General features: G+C 76.3%; 16 protein-coding genes. 6 read left to right on the top strand and 10 right to left on the bottom strand.

Going from position 1 to position 17,377, the window contains the following annotated elements; all coding sequences use genetic code 11:
• Positions 1–546 precede the first annotated feature (546 nt).
• The 5 genes from ACVJO7_RS09110 to ACVJO7_RS09090 are packed head-to-tail and all read right to left on the bottom strand — an operon-like array spanning position 547 to position 6,878.
• Positions 547–972, bottom strand: coding sequence for a cobalamin biosynthesis protein (locus tag ACVJO7_RS09110; protein ID WP_491672490.1), 426 nt, complete (start codon positions 970–972; stop codon positions 547–549).
• The gene (locus tag ACVJO7_RS09105; RefSeq protein ID WP_491672489.1) at positions 969–2,462 is read right to left on the bottom strand and encodes a cobyrinic acid a,c-diamide synthase CobB; all 1,494 of its coding nucleotides are present in this window, start codon (positions 2,460–2,462) and stop codon (positions 969–971) included. Before ACVJO7_RS09105 ends, ACVJO7_RS09110 begins: the two co-directional genes overlap by 4 nt.
• Positions 2,456–3,070, bottom strand: a complete 615-nt coding sequence (gene cobO / locus ACVJO7_RS09100; protein WP_358481965.1) for a cob(I)yrinic acid a,c-diamide adenosyltransferase — start codon at positions 3,068–3,070, stop codon at positions 2,456–2,458. Before cobO ends, ACVJO7_RS09105 begins: the two co-directional genes overlap by 7 nt.
• A gap of 14 nt (positions 3,071–3,084) precedes the next feature.
• Positions 3,085–5,343 carry a VWA domain-containing protein gene (locus ACVJO7_RS09095; RefSeq protein ID WP_491672488.1) on the bottom strand — a complete coding sequence of 753 codons (2,259 nt, stop codon included), beginning with the start codon at positions 5,341–5,343 and terminating at the stop codon, positions 3,085–3,087.
• A complete protein-coding gene (locus ACVJO7_RS09090; protein WP_344018565.1) occupies positions 5,340–6,878 on the bottom strand; it encodes a cobyric acid synthase in 1,539 nt (512 codons plus the stop codon). The genes ACVJO7_RS09095 and ACVJO7_RS09090 overlap by 4 nt, the downstream gene beginning before the upstream one ends.
• Before the next feature lie 41 nt (positions 6,879–6,919).
• Here ACVJO7_RS09090 and ACVJO7_RS09085 point away from each other — a divergent pair, with 41 nt between their 5' ends.
• Entirely contained in the window at positions 6,920–7,858 is a 939-nt protein-coding gene (locus ACVJO7_RS09085) for an SURF1 family cytochrome oxidase biogenesis protein (RefSeq protein ID WP_491672487.1), read from the top strand.
• Positions 7,859–7,980: 122 nt separating this feature from the next.
• On the top strand, positions 7,981–8,310 hold the full coding sequence (locus ACVJO7_RS09080) for a hypothetical protein (RefSeq protein ID WP_491672486.1): 330 nt from the start codon (positions 7,981–7,983) through the stop codon (positions 8,308–8,310).
• Between the two features lie 66 nt (positions 8,311–8,376).
• Here the strand turns inward: ACVJO7_RS09080 and ACVJO7_RS09075 are convergent, their stop codons facing one another.
• Positions 8,377–9,342 (bottom strand): cobalamin biosynthesis protein, encoded by a 966-nt coding sequence (locus ACVJO7_RS09075; RefSeq protein WP_491672485.1) that lies wholly within the window; start codon positions 9,340–9,342, stop codon positions 8,377–8,379.
• 51 nt (positions 9,343–9,393) lie between these two features.
• On the opposite strand from ACVJO7_RS09075, the gene ACVJO7_RS09070 reads away from it, so the two are divergent.
• On the top strand, positions 9,394–10,035 hold the full coding sequence (locus tag ACVJO7_RS09070) for a flavin reductase family protein (protein WP_491672484.1): 642 nt from the start codon (positions 9,394–9,396) through the stop codon (positions 10,033–10,035).
• Between the two features lie 19 nt (positions 10,036–10,054).
• Here the strand turns inward: ACVJO7_RS09070 and ACVJO7_RS09065 are convergent, their stop codons facing one another.
• Positions 10,055–11,752, bottom strand: coding sequence for an AMP-binding protein (locus tag ACVJO7_RS09065; protein ID WP_491672483.1), 1,698 nt, complete (start codon positions 11,750–11,752; stop codon positions 10,055–10,057).
• 179 nt (positions 11,753–11,931) lie between these two features.
• Here ACVJO7_RS09065 and ACVJO7_RS09060 point away from each other — a divergent pair, with 179 nt between their 5' ends.
• Positions 11,932–12,642 (top strand): hypothetical protein, encoded by a 711-nt coding sequence (locus ACVJO7_RS09060; protein ID WP_491672482.1) that lies wholly within the window; start codon positions 11,932–11,934, stop codon positions 12,640–12,642.
• A gap of 259 nt (positions 12,643–12,901) precedes the next feature.
• The gene (locus tag ACVJO7_RS09055) at positions 12,902–13,312 is read left to right on the top strand and encodes an SsgA family sporulation/cell division regulator (RefSeq protein ID WP_344018549.1); all 411 of its coding nucleotides are present in this window, start codon (positions 12,902–12,904) and stop codon (positions 13,310–13,312) included.
• Between the two features lie 140 nt (positions 13,313–13,452).
• Here the strand turns inward: ACVJO7_RS09055 and ACVJO7_RS09050 are convergent, their stop codons facing one another.
• A complete protein-coding gene (locus ACVJO7_RS09050) occupies positions 13,453–13,983 on the bottom strand; it encodes a DUF5709 domain-containing protein (protein ID WP_491672481.1) in 531 nt (176 codons plus the stop codon).
• 151 nt (positions 13,984–14,134) lie between these two features.
• On the opposite strand from ACVJO7_RS09050, the gene ACVJO7_RS09045 reads away from it, so the two are divergent.
• Positions 14,135–14,725 (top strand): TetR/AcrR family transcriptional regulator, encoded by a 591-nt coding sequence (locus ACVJO7_RS09045; protein ID WP_344018545.1) that lies wholly within the window; start codon positions 14,135–14,137, stop codon positions 14,723–14,725.
• Here the strand turns inward: ACVJO7_RS09045 and ACVJO7_RS09040 are convergent.
• Positions 14,715–15,695 carry an SDR family NAD(P)-dependent oxidoreductase gene (locus tag ACVJO7_RS09040; RefSeq protein ID WP_491672480.1) on the bottom strand — a complete coding sequence of 327 codons (981 nt, stop codon included), beginning with the start codon at positions 15,693–15,695 and terminating at the stop codon, positions 14,715–14,717. The two genes, ACVJO7_RS09045 and ACVJO7_RS09040, sit on opposite strands and share 11 nt — an antisense overlap.
• Positions 15,696–15,748: 53 nt before the next feature.
• Positions 15,749–17,284 (bottom strand): apolipoprotein N-acyltransferase, encoded by a 1,536-nt coding sequence (lnt, locus tag ACVJO7_RS09035; protein ID WP_491672479.1) that lies wholly within the window; start codon positions 17,282–17,284, stop codon positions 15,749–15,751.
• Between the last annotated feature and the right edge of the window lie 93 nt (positions 17,285–17,377).

Below are 17,377 nucleotides of genomic sequence, written 5' to 3'. Positions count from 1 at the left end.
CCGGACGCCCTCGGCAGGCCCCGCGGAGGCCAAACCCACACCAGACCCCCCAAATCCCGCCCCCCGCCCCGGCCCCGGCAGCCGCGCGGGCACGGGGCACGGCGCACGCGGCGCGCAGCACTCGGCGCGCGACACGGCACGCGGCGCGCAGCACTCGGCACGGCGCACGGCGGATGGGGCACGGCGGATGGGGCACGGCACGGAGCACGCGGCACGGCGCACGGCACGGACCACCGGGCACCAGGCACCGGGTACCGGGCACCGGGCACCGGGCACCGGGCACCGGGCACCGGGCACTGTTCGCACGGGGTCGGCGCGTTCGCACGAGGTCCGATCCCGTGCGAACGCTGCGATCCCGTGCGAACGCAGCGAACCCGTGCGGCTGTCGGAGCGAGGCGCGGCGCCGGGAGCCGGGCGCCGGGGCGGAGGGCCGGGCAGGTGGCGGCGCCGGGGTCGAGAGACGGCGCCGGGGTCGAGAGACGGCGCCGGGGGCGAGGGCCCGAGCGCGGGGTTCAGGGGCGGCGCGGGATTCGAGGCAGGAGGTGGTCAGGGGGCCGGGGACCGTGCCACCGCCACGGTCACCCCCTGGCCCGCGGTCTTGGGCACCAGCAGCACCGCGCCGGGGCCGGCCGCCAGCAGCGCCGCGGCCTCGGCGACCGCGGGCGTCCCGGTGGCGGCGGCGACCTGGTTGCTGGGGGTCGGCACCGGCACCCGGGCGAGCTGCTCGGCGGTGAAACCGCGCGGGATGCGCGGTGCGACGGCCCGCAGCAGCCCCGGCTCGGCGATCCGCCGGTCCAGCGTCGCGACGACGGCGGGACCGAGCTCCAGGCCGTGCTCCGCCGCCACCCGGCGCAGCAGCCCCTGCACCTCAGCGGCCTCCACCCCCGGCCGCATCCCCACCCCGACGGTGATCACCGGTTGTGGAGCCGGAGCCCCACCACGCGGGCGTTCCGCTCCAGAACCGGTGATCATGCGCCGGCGACCAGGCGGGCGACGGCGTCCGGGTTGCCCGCGGGATGGGTGTGCAGGAAGGAGGCGTGCACTCCGCCGGCCACGTGGCCCTCCGACTCCCCGCCGCGCCACGCCCAGGCGGGCTCCGCGCCGGCCCGCGGGGTGACCGCGCAGCGGTGGAACTCGTGCGCCCCCACCCGCGCCCCGGCGTCGAACAGCGGCGACGCCGACACCGCCACCGCGTCCCGGTAGCCGAGGGTGAGCCGGTCGGTCATCGCGGCCGAGGCGTCGAGCACCCCGCACATGGGAGTGCCGTCGAGTTCCCGGCACAGGTAGAGCAGCCCGCCGCACTCGGCGTGCACCGGCGCGCCGGACCCGGCCAGCCGGGCCACCGCCGCCCGCAGCGAGCGGTTCTCCCCCAGCGCGCCGACGTGCTCCTCGGGGAAGCCGCCGGGCAGCACGAGCGCGGACGTCCCGTCCGGCAGGTCCGGGTCGCGCAGCGGATCGACGACCACGACCTGCGCCCCGGCGGCGGCGAGCAGCTCGACGTGCTCGGCGTAGCCGAACCCGAACGCCGGGCCGCCGGCCACCGCGACCACCGGCCGGCGGGGCCCCGGTGCCGCGATCACCGGCCGCGCGCACCCCGGATCGGCGGCCACCGGCTGGGCGGCGCCTGGCACCCCACCCACCGGCGGGACAGCACCGGGATCCGCCCCCACCGGCCGGGCAACACCCGGGGTCGCACCCACCGGCCGGGCGGCGTCCCGTACTGCGAGGGCGGCGGCGATCTCGGCGTGCGGGTCCCAGAGCGGGCCGTCGGGCAGCGGCCGGGCGAGGGCGAGCACCGCGTCGAGATCGACGTGCGCCGCGACCAGCCCGGCCATCGCGTCCACGGCGGCGGTCGCGGCGGCACCGTGCTCCGCGGCGGTGACCAGCCCGAGATGCCGGGAGGGCACGGCGAGCTCGGCCCGCCGCGGCACCGCGCCGAGCACCGGCAGCCCGATCTCGTCGGCGGCGGCGCGCAGCACCTCCTCGTGCCGCGCCGAGCCGACCCGGTTCAGGATCACCCCGGCGACCGTGACCGACGGGTCGAACGACCGGAAGCCGTGCAGCAGCGCGGCCAGCGAACGGGACTGCCCGCGGACGTCCACCACCAGCACGACCGGCGCGCCCAGCGCGGCGGCGACCTGCGCCGTCGAACCGGAGCCGTCCGGGATGCGGCCGTCGAACAGGCCCATCACACCCTCGACGACGGCGACGTCAGCGTCCCGGGAGCCGTGCCGGGCCAGCGGGGCGAGCCGGTCCGCGCCCTGCAGCACGACGTCGAGATTGCGGCCGGGCCGTCCGGCCGCCAGCGTGTGGTAGCCGGGATCGATGTAGTCCGGGCCGACCTTGAACGGCGCGACCCGGGTGCCCCGGCGGCGCAGCGCGGCCATCAGGCCGGTGGAGACGGTCGTCTTCCCGCTCCCCGACGACGGCGCCGCGACCACCAGGGCGCGCGCGGTCACCACTCGATCCCCCGCTGCCCCTTCTGGCCGGCGTCCATCGGGTGCTTGACCTTCGTCGTCTCCATCACCAGGTCGGCGGCGTCGACGAGTGCCTGCGGCGCGTCCCGGCCGGTGATGATCACGTGCTGGTGCCCTGGGCGGTCGGTCAGCTCGGCGACCACCTCGTCGACGTCGATCCAGCCCCACTTCAGCGGGTAGGTGAACTCGTCGAGCACGTAGAGGCCGTGCCGCTCGTCGCGCAGCCGGCGGCGGATCTCGGCCCAGCCCTCGCGGGCGTCCTCGGCGTGGTCGGTCTCCGAGCCCTGCTTGCGCGACCAGGACCAGCCCGAGCCCATCTTGTGCCACTCGACGGGGCCGCCCTCCCCGGTCTCGTCGTGCACCCGGCCGAGCGCGCGGAACGCCTCCTCCTCGCCGACCTTCCACTTCGCCGACTTCACGAACTGGAAGACCCCGATCGACCAGCCCTGGTTCCAGCCGCGCAGGGCCATCCCGAACGCGGCCGTCGACTTCCCCTTCATGACGCCGGTGTGCACCACCAGCAGCGGCCGGTTGCGGCGCTGCCGGGTGGTCAGCCCGTCTGCGGGGGTGACGCTCACCTGTCCCTGCGGCACGGCGGGCCCTCCTCTCAGGCGGCGCGGGCGGACCGGACGAGGTCCCCCACGCTCTCGGCGGTCAGCTCGTCCAGGGTCACCAGCTCGCCACCGGCGGACGCGGCGAGCGGCCCGGCCAGCCCGAGCCGGACGTGCCCGGACTCGCAGTCGACGACGACGGTGTGCACGCCGTCGTCGGCCAGCAGGCCGGCCGCGCGGCGGGCGTCGGCCACCGGATCGCCGCCGGGGCGGGCCGGCACGGTGGCGCGGCCGTCGGTCAGCAGCACGACGAGCGGGCGGCGGCGCGGGTCGCGGCGGCGTTCGGCGGCGAGCACCGAGCGGGCCCGCAGGATGCCCTCGGCCAGCGGGGTCCGGCCGCCGGTGCGCAGCGTCGCGAGCCGCTGCTGCGCGGTCGGGACCGACGACGTCGGCGGCAGCGTCAGCTCGGCCGCACGGGCCCGGAAGGTGACCAGCCCGACCTTGTCGCGACGCTGGTAGGCGTCCCGGAGCAGACCGAGGACGGCCCCGGAGACGGCGGTCATCCGCTTCCGCGCGGCCATCGACCCGGACGCGTCGACGACGAACAGCACCAGGTTCCCCTCGCGCCCCTCCCGCTCGGCGCGGCGCAGGTCACCCCGCTGCACGAGCAGCCCGGGGCCGCTGCGGCCGCGCTGCGCCTGATGCGGCGCCGCCGCCAGCACGGTGGCCGGCAGGTGCAGGTCGGCGGCCCGGGTGGTGCCCCCGTCGGTCGGCCGGACGACCCGGCCGGTCTCGGTGCGGGCCCGCGACCGGCGCCCGGGTGCGCCCGCGCCGAGCCCGGGGACGGCGAACTTCCGGATCGTCGCCCGGCGCAGCCGCGCGGCGGCACCGACGACGACGGCGTTCCCCGGCCCGCCGTCGCCGCCCGGCCGCCGGTCGGTGTCCCCCGGTCCGTCCGGACCGGGGTCCTGCTGCGGGTCCGTGCCGGCGGGATCGCCGGGGCCTGCGTCGTGGCTCGGCTCGTCCCCGGCCGGGCCGCCGTCCGCGCCGGGCCGGTCCGGCCCGTCCTGCGGGCCGCGCCGGTCGTGCGGGCCGGAGCCGCCCGGCGATCCGGCCCCGTCCGGGCCGGCCCCGTCCGGGCCGGTTCCGTCCGGGCCTTCCCCGTCGGAGCCGGATCCGTCGTGCGGATCGGATCCGTCGGGACCGGACCCGCCGTCCGGGCCGCCGGAGTCCGGGTCGTCGGGGTCCGGGCCGTCGGGGTCCGGGTCGTCGTCGGGGCCGAGCTGGTCCTCGGCGTCGCGCAGGGCCTCCTCGAGGTCCTTCTCGTCGATCCCCGGCTCGTCGAACGGGTCGCGCCGGCGCCGGTGCGGCAGCGCGAGCCGGGCGGCGACCCGGACATCGTCCTCGACCACGGCGGTGCGCCCCTCCCAGGCCGCGTGCGCCGCGGCCGCCCGGCTGATCACCAGGTCGGCGCGCATCCCGTCGACGTCGAACCGGGCGCAGACGAACGCGATCCGGCGCAGCTCCCGGTCCGGCAGCCGGACCGCGGCGACCCGCTCCCGGGCGGCGCGCAACCGGGCGGCGGTGTCGGTCTCGGCGTCGGCGAACCGGGCGGCGAACCCGGCCGGGTCGTCCTCGAACGCCAGCCGCCGCCGGGTCACCTCGACCCGGGTGTCGACGTCGCGCGAGGCCCGCACCTCCACGGTCAGACCGAACCGGTCGAGCAGCTGCGGGCGCAGCTCGCCCTCCTCCGGGTTCATCGTCCCGACCAGCAGGAACCGGGCCGCGTGCGCGACCGAGACCCCGTCCCGCTCGACGTGTGCGCGGCCCATCGCGGCCGCGTCGAGCAGCAGGTCCACCAGGTGGTCGTGCAGCAGGTTGACCTCGTCGACGTAGAGCACCCCGCGGTGCGCGTCGGCGAGCAGCCCCGGCTGGTACGCGCGCCTGCCCTCGGACAGCGCCCGCTCCAGGTCGAGCGACCCGACGAGGCGGTCCTCGGTGGCACCCACCGGCAGCTCCACCAGCCGGGCCGGGCGCCGGGCGCTGGGCTCGCCGAGCAGGTGCGGGCCGTCCGGGCAGCCGGGGTCCGGGGCGCCCGGATCGCAGCCGAACCGGCAGCCCTCGACGACGTCGAGATCCGGCAGCAGCGCGGCCAGCGCCCGCACGGCCGTCGACTTCGCGGTGCCCTTCTCACCGCGCACCAGCACGCCGCCGACGCCCGGGTGCACGGCGTTGAGCAGCAGCGCCAGCCGCAGGTCGTCGTGCCCGACGACGGCGGAGAACGGGAACCGGAGGGACGTCACCGCAGCGCTCACCCGGCCGAGGCTGCCAGACCGGACGTCAGCACCGGGAGGTCGGCGGGTCCATCGTGTCGGATCACATGTTCAAGTGACGACGTGTCCAGGTGTCGTTCCACCAGGTCGGCCAGCAGATCGGCCTGCCGGGTCCGCTCGGCGGCGAACGACGTGTCGTCCGCCACCCGGAAGCCGTCCCGGCCCGCCTCGGCGGCCAGCCGGGTCAGCAGCGCGCGCCGGAAGCCGTCGTTCTCGGCGAGCCCGTGCCAGTGCGTGCCGAGCACGTGGCCGCGATCGGAGCCCTCGTCGCCGACCAGGCCGGGATCGCCGGAGCGCACGACCCGGCCGTGGTGGATCTCGTACCCGGTGACCGGATGCCCCCAGGCGGTCGACGACGGCGTGCCCAGGTGCTTGTCCCGGTCGAAGGCGATCTCCAGGTCGAGCAGGCCGAGCCCGTCGACGGCGGTCCCGGCGGGCGCCTCGACGCCGTGCGGGTCGGTGATCGCGGCGCCCAGCATCTGGTAGCCGCCGCAGATGCCGAGCACCGGCCGTCCGGCGGCGGCGTGCGCGAGCACCGCGTCGGCCATCCCGGACGACCGCAACCATCCGAGATCGGACACGGTGGACTTCGACCCGGGCAGCACGACGACGTCGGTGTCGGCGATCCGGGACGGCTCGGTCACGTACCGGACGGCGACGCCCGGCTCGCAGGCCAGCGCCTCGGCGTCGGTGGCGTTGGAGATCCGCGGCAGCCGGACCACCGACACCCGCAGCCACTGGCCGCCGCGCGGCGGTGCGGGCCGGCCGAGGATCCCGTCGGCGACGGCGGACAGCGAGTCCTCGGCGTCCAGCCACAGACCGTCGGCGAATGGCAGCACCCCCAGGGTGGGACGCCCGGTGAGCGCCCGCAGCTGCTCCAGCCCGGGTTCGAGCAGCCGGACGTCCCCGCGGAACTTGTTGATCACGAATCCGGCGACCAGCGCCTGGTCGGCCGGTTCGAGGACGGCGAGGGTGCCGAACAGGTGCGCGAGCACCCCGCCGCGGTCGATGTCGCCGACGACGAGCACCGGCAGGTCGTTGCGCCGGGCGAAGCCCATGTTCGCCAGGTCGGTGGCGCGCAGGTTGATCTCCGCGGGGGATCCGGCGCCCTCGCAGACGACGACGTCGTAGCGCTCCCGCAGCCGGGCCAGCGAGTCGGCCACGACCTCGGCGAGTGCCGCGGTGCGGTGCCGGTAGGACAGTGCGGACACCTGCCCGTCGGCCCGCCCCCGGACGACGACCTGGGAGGTCCGGTCGCTGCCCGGCTTCAGCAGCACCGGATTGAGATCGACGCCGGGGGCGATCCCGCAGGCGTGGGCCTGCATCGCCTGGGCCCGTCCGATCTCCCCGCCGTCCGGCGTGACCACCGAGTTGTTGCTCATGTTCTGGGCCTTGAACGGCGCCACCGACACCCCGCGCCGGTGCAGCCAGCGGCAGATGCCGGCGACGACGGCGCTCTTGCCCGCGTCCGAGGTCGTCCCGGCGATCAGCACCGCGCCCGAGAGGTCGACTGCCACACCGGTCAGTATCCCTGTGCGGCACGACTACCCTGGACGGCGTGCGTTTCCTGTTCCGGCCCGGCTGGCTCGCCTTCATCGGCGTCGTCTGTGCGTTCGTGGTGGCCTGCTACACGCTGCTCGCGCCGTGGCAGTTCGATCGCGAGGCCGAACGGGAGGCGCAGAACGCCGCCATCGCCGCCGCCGACGGCACCCCGGCGGTTCCGTTCGCCGTGCTGGTCCCGCCGGGCGAGGCCGTCTCGCCGGACGACATCTGGCGCCGGGTCGACCTGACCGGCACCTACGAGCAGGACGCCGAGGCGCTGGTCCGGCTCCGGGTCGTCGACGGCGCGCCCGCCTACGAGGTGCTGACGCCGCTGCGGCTCACCGACGGGCGGCTGGTCGTCGTCAACCGGGGCACGGTCGCCGGCGGCGAGGGCGGCGTCGTGCCCGAGTTCGCGCCGGCCCCGACCGGCACCGTGAGCGTCGAGGGGCGGCTGCGGCTCAACGAGAACGACCCGCAGGGCAGGCCGCCGCTGCTCGACGGCGGCACCCGGCAGATCTACGCGGCCGACTCCCGGGCCCTCGCCGAGGCGACCGGGACGGATCCGGTCGAGGGCGTCGTGTCCCTCGACGAGGACCAGGCCGGGGTGCTGAACCCGATCCCGATCGCACCGCCCGGCGGCGGGGCGCCGTTCAGCAACTTCTCCTACGCGCTGCAGTGGCTCACGTTCGGCGTGGTCGCGCTGGTCGCGCTGGTGATCTTCATCCGGCTGGAGATGCTGCAACGACGCGGCGGCCGGGACACCCGCGGCAGCCTGCGCGAGCAGCTGTCCGGCCGGGACGGCTACGGCTCGGACGGTCCCGGCTCGGACGGTCCCGGTTCGGGCGGTCCCGGTTCCGACGGTCCCGGTTCGGGCGGTCCCGGTTCCGACGGTCCCGGTTCGGGCGGTCCCGCGATGGCGACCGGCGAGGGCGCCGAGGGTCGCGCGGACCGGTGACGGCCCGGCGCTAGGGTCTCGCGCGCACACATCGGCGCTCCCCGAGGAGAGACATAGACCGCGCGACCGCATTCCGGGCCCTTCGTGACGTCGGCGCCGCCGCCTGGTTCGGCGGCTCGCTGATGGGGGTCTCCGGCCTGAACGCCGCGGCCGACGCCGCCGGCGGGCCCGCCGACCGGCAGCGGGTCGCGCAGGCCGGCTGGTCCACCTGGACGCCGATCGCGCGGGCCGCGCTCGCCGCGACCCTGACCGGGGGTCTCGGTCAGCTGGCGACCCGTCGCGGGAGCGGTGACGCGGTCGGGATCGGGCTGACCGTCGCCGCCGCGGGTGTCACCGCGGGCACCGCCGTGCTGGGCGGCCGCGACGACACCCCGGCGTCCGCGATCCGCGCCGCCGAGTGGGCCGTCCCGGCGCTGCTCGCAGGCGTGATCCTGAGCGGCGCGCGCCGGTAGGCCGCCACCGGGTGCGGGCACCCGGGCGATGTCCGCCCACCTCGCGGGTGGGTCCGGGCAGTGCCGTCACGCCCCGGCGCGGGACCCGGCCGCGCTGCGGGCTGCGCCGACCGTGCAGGCTGTGCCGACCGCCAGCCCCCCGGCGGCCGCGGCCACCAGCCGCGACAGCCGTGCGGCCCGCGCCAGGTCGGCCCGGCGCGGCGGGTGGCCGTCGCCGAGGGTGGGCCGGTTCTCGGTGCCGTACGGGTAGGTCGTCGGCCCGCCCAGCCGCAGGCCCAGCGCGCCGGCGACGGTCGCCTCGACCGGGCCGGCGTTCGGGCTGGGATGGCCGGCGGCGTCGCGGCGCCAGGCGCGCAGCGCGTCCCACGGCGATCCTCCGACGACCGGGGCGAGCGCGACGGTGAGCAGGGCGGTGATCCGGGACGGGACGAGGTTCGCCAGGTCGTCGAGCCGGGCCGCCGCCCAGCCGAACCGTTCGTAGCGTGCCGACCGGTAGCCGACCATGGCGTCGAGGGTGTTCACGGCGCGGTAGCCGAGCAGCCCGGGCACGCCCGCGACGGCGCCCCAGAGGAGCGGGCCGACCACCGCGTCCGAGGTGTTCTCGGCCAGCGACTCGACGCCGGCCCGGGCCATGCCGTCGGCGTCGAGCAGTTCCGGGTCGCGGGCGCACAGGTGGGTCACCCGGGTCCGGGCCGCGGCCGTGTCGCCCGCGTCGAGCGCCGCGGCGAGCGCGGTGCCCTCGCCGACCAGGGACGTCCCGCCCAGCACCGCCCAGGTGGACGCGGCGGTGACTGCAGTCCGGGTGACCGGCCCGCCGATCCGGCCGGCCAGCACGCCGGCGGCGACCGTCCCGCCGACCAGCACCGTCGTGTACACCACCCCGGCGGCCCGGGAGTCGCGGTACAGCCGCCGCTCCAGCGCGGCCGCGAGCGTGCCGAACGCCGCGACCGGGTGCCCGCGCCGCGGATCGCCGAGCATCGCGTCCGCCAGGATCCCGATCATCAGCCCGGCCGCCCGGGCACCGTCGCGCATGCGGGTGACGGTAGGTCGGCGCGCCGATCACCGAGCAGGCAGGATCACCCCATGCGCACCGACCACACGCCGGACGAGCTGGGCGCCGGCCCGTTCTACAAGCTGCTGACCAGCGTCGTCGTCCCCCGCCCGATCGCGTGGGTGTCCACCCGCTCGGCCGACGGCGTCGACAACCTGGCACCGCACTCGTTCTTCACGGTCTCCTGCGTCGATCCGCCGATGGTCCAGTTCACCTCGGTCGGGAAGAAGGACTCGCTGCGCAACGTCTCGGAGACCCGGGAGTTCGTGGTGTGCCTCGCCGGCGAGCCGATGTTCGAGAAGATCAACGCCACCGGCACCGACTTCCCGGCCGAGATCAGCGAGTTCGCCTCGGTCGGGCTGACCGCCGAGCCGAGCACCGCCGTCACCCCGTGCCGGGTGGCGGAGTCCCCGGTCGCGCTGGAGTGCGTGCTGCACTCGGCGATCGAGCTCGGGAACTCCACCGTCGTGATCGGGCGGGTGGTGAACGCGGCGATCGACGACGACGTGTTCACGACCGACGCGCACGGCCACACACTGCCCGACGTGCGCCGGCTCGCCCCGCTGGCCCGGCTCGGCCGCAACGAGTGGTCCCGGCTCGGCGAGATCGTGGAGATCACGCGGATCCCCTACCGCGACTGGCCCGGCCACTACGCGAACGACACCGACGGCTGACGGCTGACGGCCGGGCCCGCTAGAGCGTGTACTCCGTCCCGACCGTGGCCTGCGGGTCGGAGTGGATCTCGCTCTCCCGGCCGCGCAGCTCCACCCGGCGGATCTTGCCGGAGATCGTCTTCGGCAGCTCGAAGAACTCGAGCCGGCGGATCCGCTTGTAGGGCGCCAGGTTGTCGTAGGCGAACCGCAGGATGTCGGTGGCGGTCGCCTCGGTCGGCTCGTGCCCGGCGGCGAGCACGACGTAGGCCTTCGGCACGGCGAGCCGCACCGGGTCCGGCGACGGCACCACCGCGGCCTCGGCGACCGCCGGGTGCCCGATGAGCACGCTCTCCAGCTCGAACGGGCTGATCCGGTAGTCGCTGGCCTTGAACACGTCGTCGGCGCGGCCGACGTAGGTGATGTAGCCGTCCGCGTCCCGGGACCCGACGTCGCCGGTGTGGTAGAAGCCGCCGGCCATCGCCTCGGCGTTGCGCTCCGGGTCGTCGGCGTAGCCGACCATCAGCCCGGTCGGGCGGTGCTCCAGGTCCAGGCAGATCTCGCCCTCGTCGCCGACCTCGCCGGTCGCCGGATCGACCAGCGCCACGACGAACCCGGGGATCGGCCGGCCCATCGAGCCCGGCTTCACCGGCTGCGACGGCGAGTTCCCGATCTGCACCGACGACTCGGTCTGCCCGAACCCGTCCCGGATCCGCAGCCCCCACGCCTTCTCGACCTGCTCGATGACCTCCGGGTTGAGCGGCTCGCCGGCCCCGACCACCTTGGCCGGCGGCGTCGCCAGCACCGACAGGTCCGCCTGGATCAGCATCCGCCACACCGTCGGCGGGGCGCAGAAGCTGGTCACGCCGCAGGAGTCGAGCACGCCCAGCACCGACTCGGCGTCGAACCGGGCGTAGTTCATCACCAGCACCGTCGCCTCGGCGATCCACGGCGCGAAGACGTTCGACCAGGCGTGCTTCGCCCAGCCCGGCGAGGAGATGTTGAGGTGCACGTCGCCGGGCTCCAGCCCGATCCAGAACATCGTCGACAGGTGCCCCACCGGGTACGACGTGTGCGTGTGCTCCACCAGCTTCGGCTTCGCCGTGGTGCCGGAGGTGAAGTAGAGCAGCAGCGTGTCGGACGCCGCGGTGCGGCCGTCCGGGGTGAACTCGGCGTCCGCGGCGTACGCCTCGCCGGTGTAGTCGCGCCAGCCGTCGACGGTGCCGCGCACCGCGATCCGGGTGAAGTCGCCGGTGACGTCGTCGAACTTCGCGGTGTCCGACGCGGCCGCGACGACGTGCCGGGCCGCGCCGCGGTCCACCCGGTCCTGCAGGTCGGCCGGGGTGAGCAGGGTCGTCGCCGGGATGACGACGGCGCCGAGCTTCATCGCCGCGAGCAGCGTCTCCCACAGCTCCAGCTGGTTGCCCAGCATCAGGATGATCCGGTCGCCGCGGCCGACGCCCTGGGCGCGCAGCCAGTTCGCCACCCGGTTCGACCGCTCGGACAGCTCGGCGAAGGTCCAGTGCGCCTGCGACCCGTCCTGCTCGACGATCCAGAGCGCGCGCCGTGCGCCGCGCTCCGGATCGGCGGCGACGACGTCGAAGTGGTCCAGCGCGAAGTTGAACTCCTCGAGCTCCGGCCAGCGGAAGTCCCGGTAGGCGGTGGTGTAGTCCTCGCGATGGGTGAGCAGGAAGTCGCGTGCTGCGATGAACTTCTCCGTCGCCGCGGTACCGGACGCCATTCTCGTGCACCTCGTCGGGCTCGTGCCGGGGCCGCTCCCCGTCGTTCACCGGCGACCCTAATCACTCCGGCGGAAACCGGCACCGTTCGTCCCGCCGGGTCGTCCGCCGGGCGTCGATCACCGGAACGGGATGGCGTCGCCTCCGCGGTCCGGCGCCGTCCCGGTCGTAGGGTGCCCGCGTGACCGCACCGGACCTCCCGCAGGTGACGCCGGCCGGGGCCGCACCGGGCCGCCCGGCCGGGATCCGGGTGGGCCGGTTCGGGCCGCGGGTGATGCTGCGCGGCGCGTTCGTCGGGCTGGCCCTGCTGGTGCTGGTGGTGCTGCTCGTCGGGTGCGGGAACGCCGCGCTCCCCGGGGCGCCGCAGGCACCCGGCCCGCAGCCGTCCGCAGTGCCGTCGCCGGGGCCGACCTCCGGATCGTCGTCCGGATCGTCGTCCGGACCGCCGGAACCGTCCCCGGGGACCGGGACCGCAACCGGCTCCGGACCAGGATCCGGGCCCACCGGCGGCGCGCCCGGACCGGCCGGGGACACCGCGCGGCCCGCGCCGCCGCCCGGCGGCGGGCACCCCGGGCCGCCGCAGGCGATGCAGGCACCGCGCGCCGAGCAGGACGTCCCGATGTGGCCGGCCGGCGACGCCGGCACCGCGCAGCGGATGCAGCAGCAGGCCGACCGGGGCGGCGACCCGTGGCTGCTCGACCCGCAGGAGGTCGCGATCTCCTACGTCGGTGCCGAGCTGGAGTACCGCAGTCCCGAGCTGACCGAGCTGGCCCCGGGCAACTACGACGTCGCCGACGGCCGGTCCGCCGCCCGGGCGACCGTCACCCTGGAGCAGACCGTCCGCCGGGGCCCCGGCGGGATCTGGGTGGTCACCGCCGTCACCCGGCGCTGAGCGCCGCACCGGAGCGGCCGTGCCGCCGCCGGGAACTACCCGGTGTCACCGGATCCGGCGACCCACCCGGGCCGTCCCCTCCGGCCCAGCCGGTCGTTGGACCTGCTGTGCCACTTCCGTATCGTGACGTGAACGACAGATGGCGCGAACGGGTGAATCCTCGCCCGAGGTGCAGCGCCGAGGGGCTCCCCGGCGATGTTCCTGGTGAGACCGCGGCACACACGGCGGTCCGGGGCACGGTTTTCGGAGGGCGAGCAGGATGACCAGCGACTCGATCCAGCAGGACGTCTTCACCGTGCTGCACGGCCAGGCGTCCCCGATCGTGAGCCGCTGGGCGTTCCGGGCGGCCGACCCGTTCGCGATCTCCTTCTCGGTGCGCCGCTCCGCCGACCGCTGGATCGAGTGGCTGGTCGCCCGCGACCTGGTGATCGAGGGGCTGACCACGCCGACCGGGATCGGCGACATCCGGATGGCGCCGCGCCGGGTCGACGGCTACGACGTCGTCGAGATCGAGATCCGCTCGGACGGCGGGTCCGCGGTCCTCGAGGTCGACCGCGACCTGCTCGCCCAGTTCGTGGAGGCGACGCTGGAGATCGTCGACCTCGGCGAGGAGAACGATCACCTCGATCTCGACGGTGCGATCGCCCGGCTCACCGGCAGCGCGGCCTGAGCGGCGCACCCTGAGCGGCGCCATCCGAGCGTCGCCGTCCGAGCAGCCCTGTCCGAGCAGCCCTGTCTGAGCGTTGCTTTCCGAGCAGCGCAGTCCGAGCAGCGCTGTCCGAGCAGGGCCGGCACGGCGCCCGGCGCCGGTCAGCCGCGGTCGGCCCAGCCCGGATGGTTGTCGGCGTCCCACTCGGCGTGCGCGGCGGCCTCGTCGGCCCGGTCGGCGTCCTCCACCAGCTGGGCGCTGACCTCCGGGTCACCGGCCGGGGACTCGTCGACCACCGGCACGATCCGGCGGTCCGCCTCGTGCACGGCGGCCTCCTCCGCACCGGCCGCCCCGCCGTCGATACCGACGTCGTGCGCCGCGCCGTCCACCGCAGGCTGCCCGGCCGGCGAGTCGGTCGCGTTCACCAGCCGCCCGGAGCGGTCGGTCCCCGCCGTGGACAGCTCGTCCGGGACCTCCTTCGCGAGCCGCTCGTCGAGCGTCTCGCCGGCCCGCTCACCGGCCGGTGTCACCGCCTTGTCCTCGACCCCGTACGGACGGTCCGGCGGCACGTAGCCGGCGTCCAGCGGGTCGCTGTCCGACGGGCCGGTCAGCGCCTCGTCGGTGTCCAGCTGCAACGCCGACGCCAGGTCCGGCGCCTCCGGCTGCAACTCGTTCTCCTCGCCTGCGGCCATGGGTCCCACGTCCTCCTCGGTTCGGGTCTCGCACTCACCGGTCGCGGTGTCGCACTGCAGGTACCCGGGCACCGGGAGTGCCATGCGCCGCCGGACGGGCGCTACCGTCCACTCACCTGATCACCGTGACCCGCAGGAGAGGAGCCCGCCCGTGAGCGCCGACTCCGGTGCCCCGCCGGTGCGTTCCGGCGACGCCACCCGGCGCGCGCTGCTCGCCGCGGCCGCGGACCTGTTCGCCGAGCACGGCTACGACCGCACCCCGGTCCGGGCGATCGCCGAACGTGCCGGGGTCAACCAGGCGCTGCTGTTCCGCTACTTCGGCAGCAAGGACGCGCTGTTCGCCCGGGTCGCCGCGGAACGCGCGCTGGCGGTGCTGCACGGCGGCCCGCCGGAGGAGCTGCTGGAGCGCACCATCCGGTCGATCTTCGACGGCGGCAACGGGCCGGAGCACGACCTGTTCGGCTCGGTGGTCCGCTCGGCGGGCACCTCGGAGGCGGCGGCGGCCGTGCGGGTGGAGCTGGCCGGTGCGTTCACCGCGGCGTTCGCGGCCCGCGCGACCGGCGCCGCCGACCACGCCGACGCCGAGCTGCGGGCCGAGCTGCTGCTGGCCTGGCTGCTCGGGCTGAGCCTGGTGCATCCGCTGCTGCCGGACGGCTCGATCGGCCGGTCCGACCCGGACGACGTGCTGGTGCACGTCCGGCGGACCGCGGCGGCGCTGCTCGACGGGCCGCTCACCCGGTGAGCCGGTCCACCTCCCGGGCGAAGCGCTCCCGGTCCGCGGCGCTCTCCCGGGTCCGCGACAGGTAGTGCTCCGGGCGCGCCGCCCGGTCGTGCCAGAACCGCCCGGTCCCGATCTCCGACGACGGCGCCGCGGCCAGCCACACCGCGGTGTCCGCGCCCTGCGCCGGGGTGCGCAGCACCGGCCCGAGCAGCGTCCCGAACAGCGGCAGCGACCCGGTCACGCCGGGCGTCGCGGCCCATCCGGGGTGCAGCGCGTGCACCGTGATCCGCCGGGGCGCCAGCTCGTCGGCGAGCAGCCCGGTCATCACGACCTGCATCCGCTTGGTCCGTGCGTAGGCGGCCGTCCCGCCGTAGCTGCCCTGCTCGAACTGCAGGTCGTCGGTGCGCAGCGGCTGGGCGTACATCCCGCCGGACGACATGACGATCACCCGGGAGGCGGTGCCGGACCGCTGCGCGCCGTCGGCGAGCCGATCGGCCAGCAGCCGGGTGAGCAGCAGCGGGCCGAGGACGTGCACGGCCAGCGTGGTCTCGTTGCCCTCGGTGGTCTCGCCGCGCCGGTCGGGCAGCAGCCCGGCGTTGTGCACCAGCAGGTCGAGCGCGTCGACCTCGGTGGCGAACCGGGTCGCGAACGACCGCACCCGGGCGAGCTCGCCGATGTCGCAGATCTGCACCGGCAACCGGTCCCGGGACAGGCCGGGGACGGCGGCCAGGATCCGGTCCTGCGCGGCGCGGCCCTTGTCCGCCGAGCGCACCAGCAGGTGCACCGTCGCGCCGAGCCGGACCAGCCCGGTCGCGACGGCCTCGCCGAGCCCGCCGCCCGCACCGGTGACCAGCGCGGTCCGGCCGGTCAGCGCGCCGCGCGGCGGATCGGCCCGCGGGCCGGTCCAGCCGCGCCGGCGCAGCAGGTACCCGATCCGCGAGTAGCCGGGGACCACGGCACGGTCGAGGACGGTGTCCAGCACGCTGCGCACGGGTCCGATCCGACCACAGCCGGGCCGGTCCCGCCCGCCGACCCGCGCCCGGCTCAGCCCGCGCCGCCCCGGCGCCTGCGGTGGCGCACCGCCCCGGCCAGGCATCCCCCGGCCGCGGCGGCCACGAACAGGGCCTCCACGACGCCGCCCCAGCGGGTGGCCGGGGTGATGTCGGTGCGCAGCGGCACCTGCTCGACCAGGGTCGCCGGGGTGTACATCGCGGTGGAGCGGGCGACGCTGCCGTCCGGCCGGACGACCGCGCTGACCCCGCTCAGCGCCGGGACGACGGCCGCCCGGCCGTGCTCGACGGCGCGCAGCCGGGCCATCGCGAGCTGCTGGTAGGTCATCTCGCCGGGGCCGTACCAGGCGTTGTCGGTGGGGACGACCAGCAGCTCGGCGCCCTGCGCGGCGGCCTCGCGGAGCACCCGGTCGTAGGCGACCTCGTAGCAGATCCCGACGCCCAGCCGGGTGTCCGCGAGATCGATCCGGCCCGGCCGGTCCCCGGCCACCAGGTCGGGGACGTCGACGAACGGGGTGACCAGGCTGGCGATCGGCCGCAGCGGGATCCGCTCGGCGAACGGGACGAGCTCCTGCTTGGCGTACCGCTCCCCCGGCCCGGTCCGCGGGTCCCAGGCGACGACGGCGTTCTCGGTGCCGCCCGCGTCCCGGTACATCGCGCCGATCAGGGTGGGCACCCCGAGATCGGCGACGGCGCGGTCGATCGCCGGGTCGGTGCCGTCGGTGCCGGTGGCGCCCTCCGGCCACAGCACCAGGTCCGGGCGCGGCACGGTGCCGGCCCGGATCTCGTCCGCGAGCTGCGCGGTGACGGCGAGGTGGTTGCGGCGCAGCAGGTCGCGCGCACCGAGCAGGCCCAGGCCGAGATCCGGCGCGTTGCCCTGGACGAGCGCGACGGTGCGGGTGCCGTCCTGCGCGTCGGTCGGCGGCGCGGGCACCCCGATCACGGCCACCACCAGCACCAGCACCGGCACCGCCCGCAGCACGCTCGGCCGGGTGAGCAGCGCGGCCACCGTGAAGCCGGTCGCGACCACCGCGAAGGTCACCAGCGGGGCGCCGCCGAACGCGGCCAGCGGCAGGTACGGGCCCTCGACCTGGCCGAACGCGACCCGGCCCCAGGGGAACCCGTTGAGCGGGATCCGGCCGCGCAGCGACTCCTGCAGCACGAACGCCGCGGCCGCCCACAGCGGCGCCCCGGGCAGGCGGCACAGCAGCGGGACGACCGCGCCGAACGCCGCGGTGAACACCGCCATCAGCGCGGACAGCCCGATCCACGGGGCGGGCCCGAACTCGCGGCCGAGGAAGTCCTGGATCCACACCAGGTGCGGCAGGAAGAACGCCAGCCCGAACACGAAGCCGACCAGCGCGGCGCGGCGCACGGTCGTCCGCTGCAGCGCCCACCACAGCAGGGCGAACGCGATCGGCGCCGTCCACCAGAGCAGCCGGGGCGGGAAGGACAGGTGCAGCAGCACCCCGGCCGGGAGCGCGGCGGCGTGCCGCAGCGGGACGTGCCGCAGCGCGCGCAGGCGCTCCCGCCACGGGCCGTCCGCACGCCCGGTCACGACACCGCTCATCGGCTCATCCGTTCCTCCGGGGGTCCCCCGGGATCGACGCCCCCATGATCCGGGACGTCCGGGCCGGACGGGCGCACCGGGGTGCGCATCACA

The organism is Pseudonocardia sp. DxW, assembly GCF_058448985.1.
The sequence above is the reverse complement of the archived record's forward strand: the minus strand, read 5'-3'. Positions and strand labels throughout refer to the sequence as shown.

What these genes read in the sequence shown, in the direction of transcription:
- ACVJO7_RS09110 (WP_491672490.1), bottom strand. Translation starts at nt 972, where the DNA reads ATGATCACCGGTTCTGGAGCGGAACGCCCGCGTGGTGGGGCTCCGGCT.
- ACVJO7_RS09080 (WP_491672486.1), top strand. Translation starts at nt 7,981, where the DNA reads ATGGGGGTCTCCGGCCTGAACGCCGCGGCCGACGCCGCCGGCGGGCCC.
- ACVJO7_RS09075 (WP_491672485.1), bottom strand. Translation starts at nt 9,342, where the DNA reads ATGCGCGACGGTGCCCGGGCGGCCGGGCTGATGATCGGGATCCTGGCG.
- ACVJO7_RS09070 (WP_491672484.1), top strand. Translation starts at nt 9,394, where the DNA reads ATGCGCACCGACCACACGCCGGACGAGCTGGGCGCCGGCCCGTTCTAC.
- ACVJO7_RS09065 (WP_491672483.1), bottom strand. Translation starts at nt 11,752, where the DNA reads ATGGCGTCCGGTACCGCGGCGACGGAGAAGTTCATCGCAGCACGCGAC.
- ACVJO7_RS09055 (WP_344018549.1), top strand. Translation starts at nt 12,902, where the DNA reads ATGACCAGCGACTCGATCCAGCAGGACGTCTTCACCGTGCTGCACGGC.
- ACVJO7_RS09050 (WP_491672481.1), bottom strand. Translation starts at nt 13,983, where the DNA reads ATGGCCGCAGGCGAGGAGAACGAGTTGCAGCCGGAGGCGCCGGACCTG.
- lnt (WP_491672479.1), bottom strand. Translation starts at nt 17,284, where the DNA reads ATGAGCGGTGTCGTGACCGGGCGTGCGGACGGCCCGTGGCGGGAGCGC.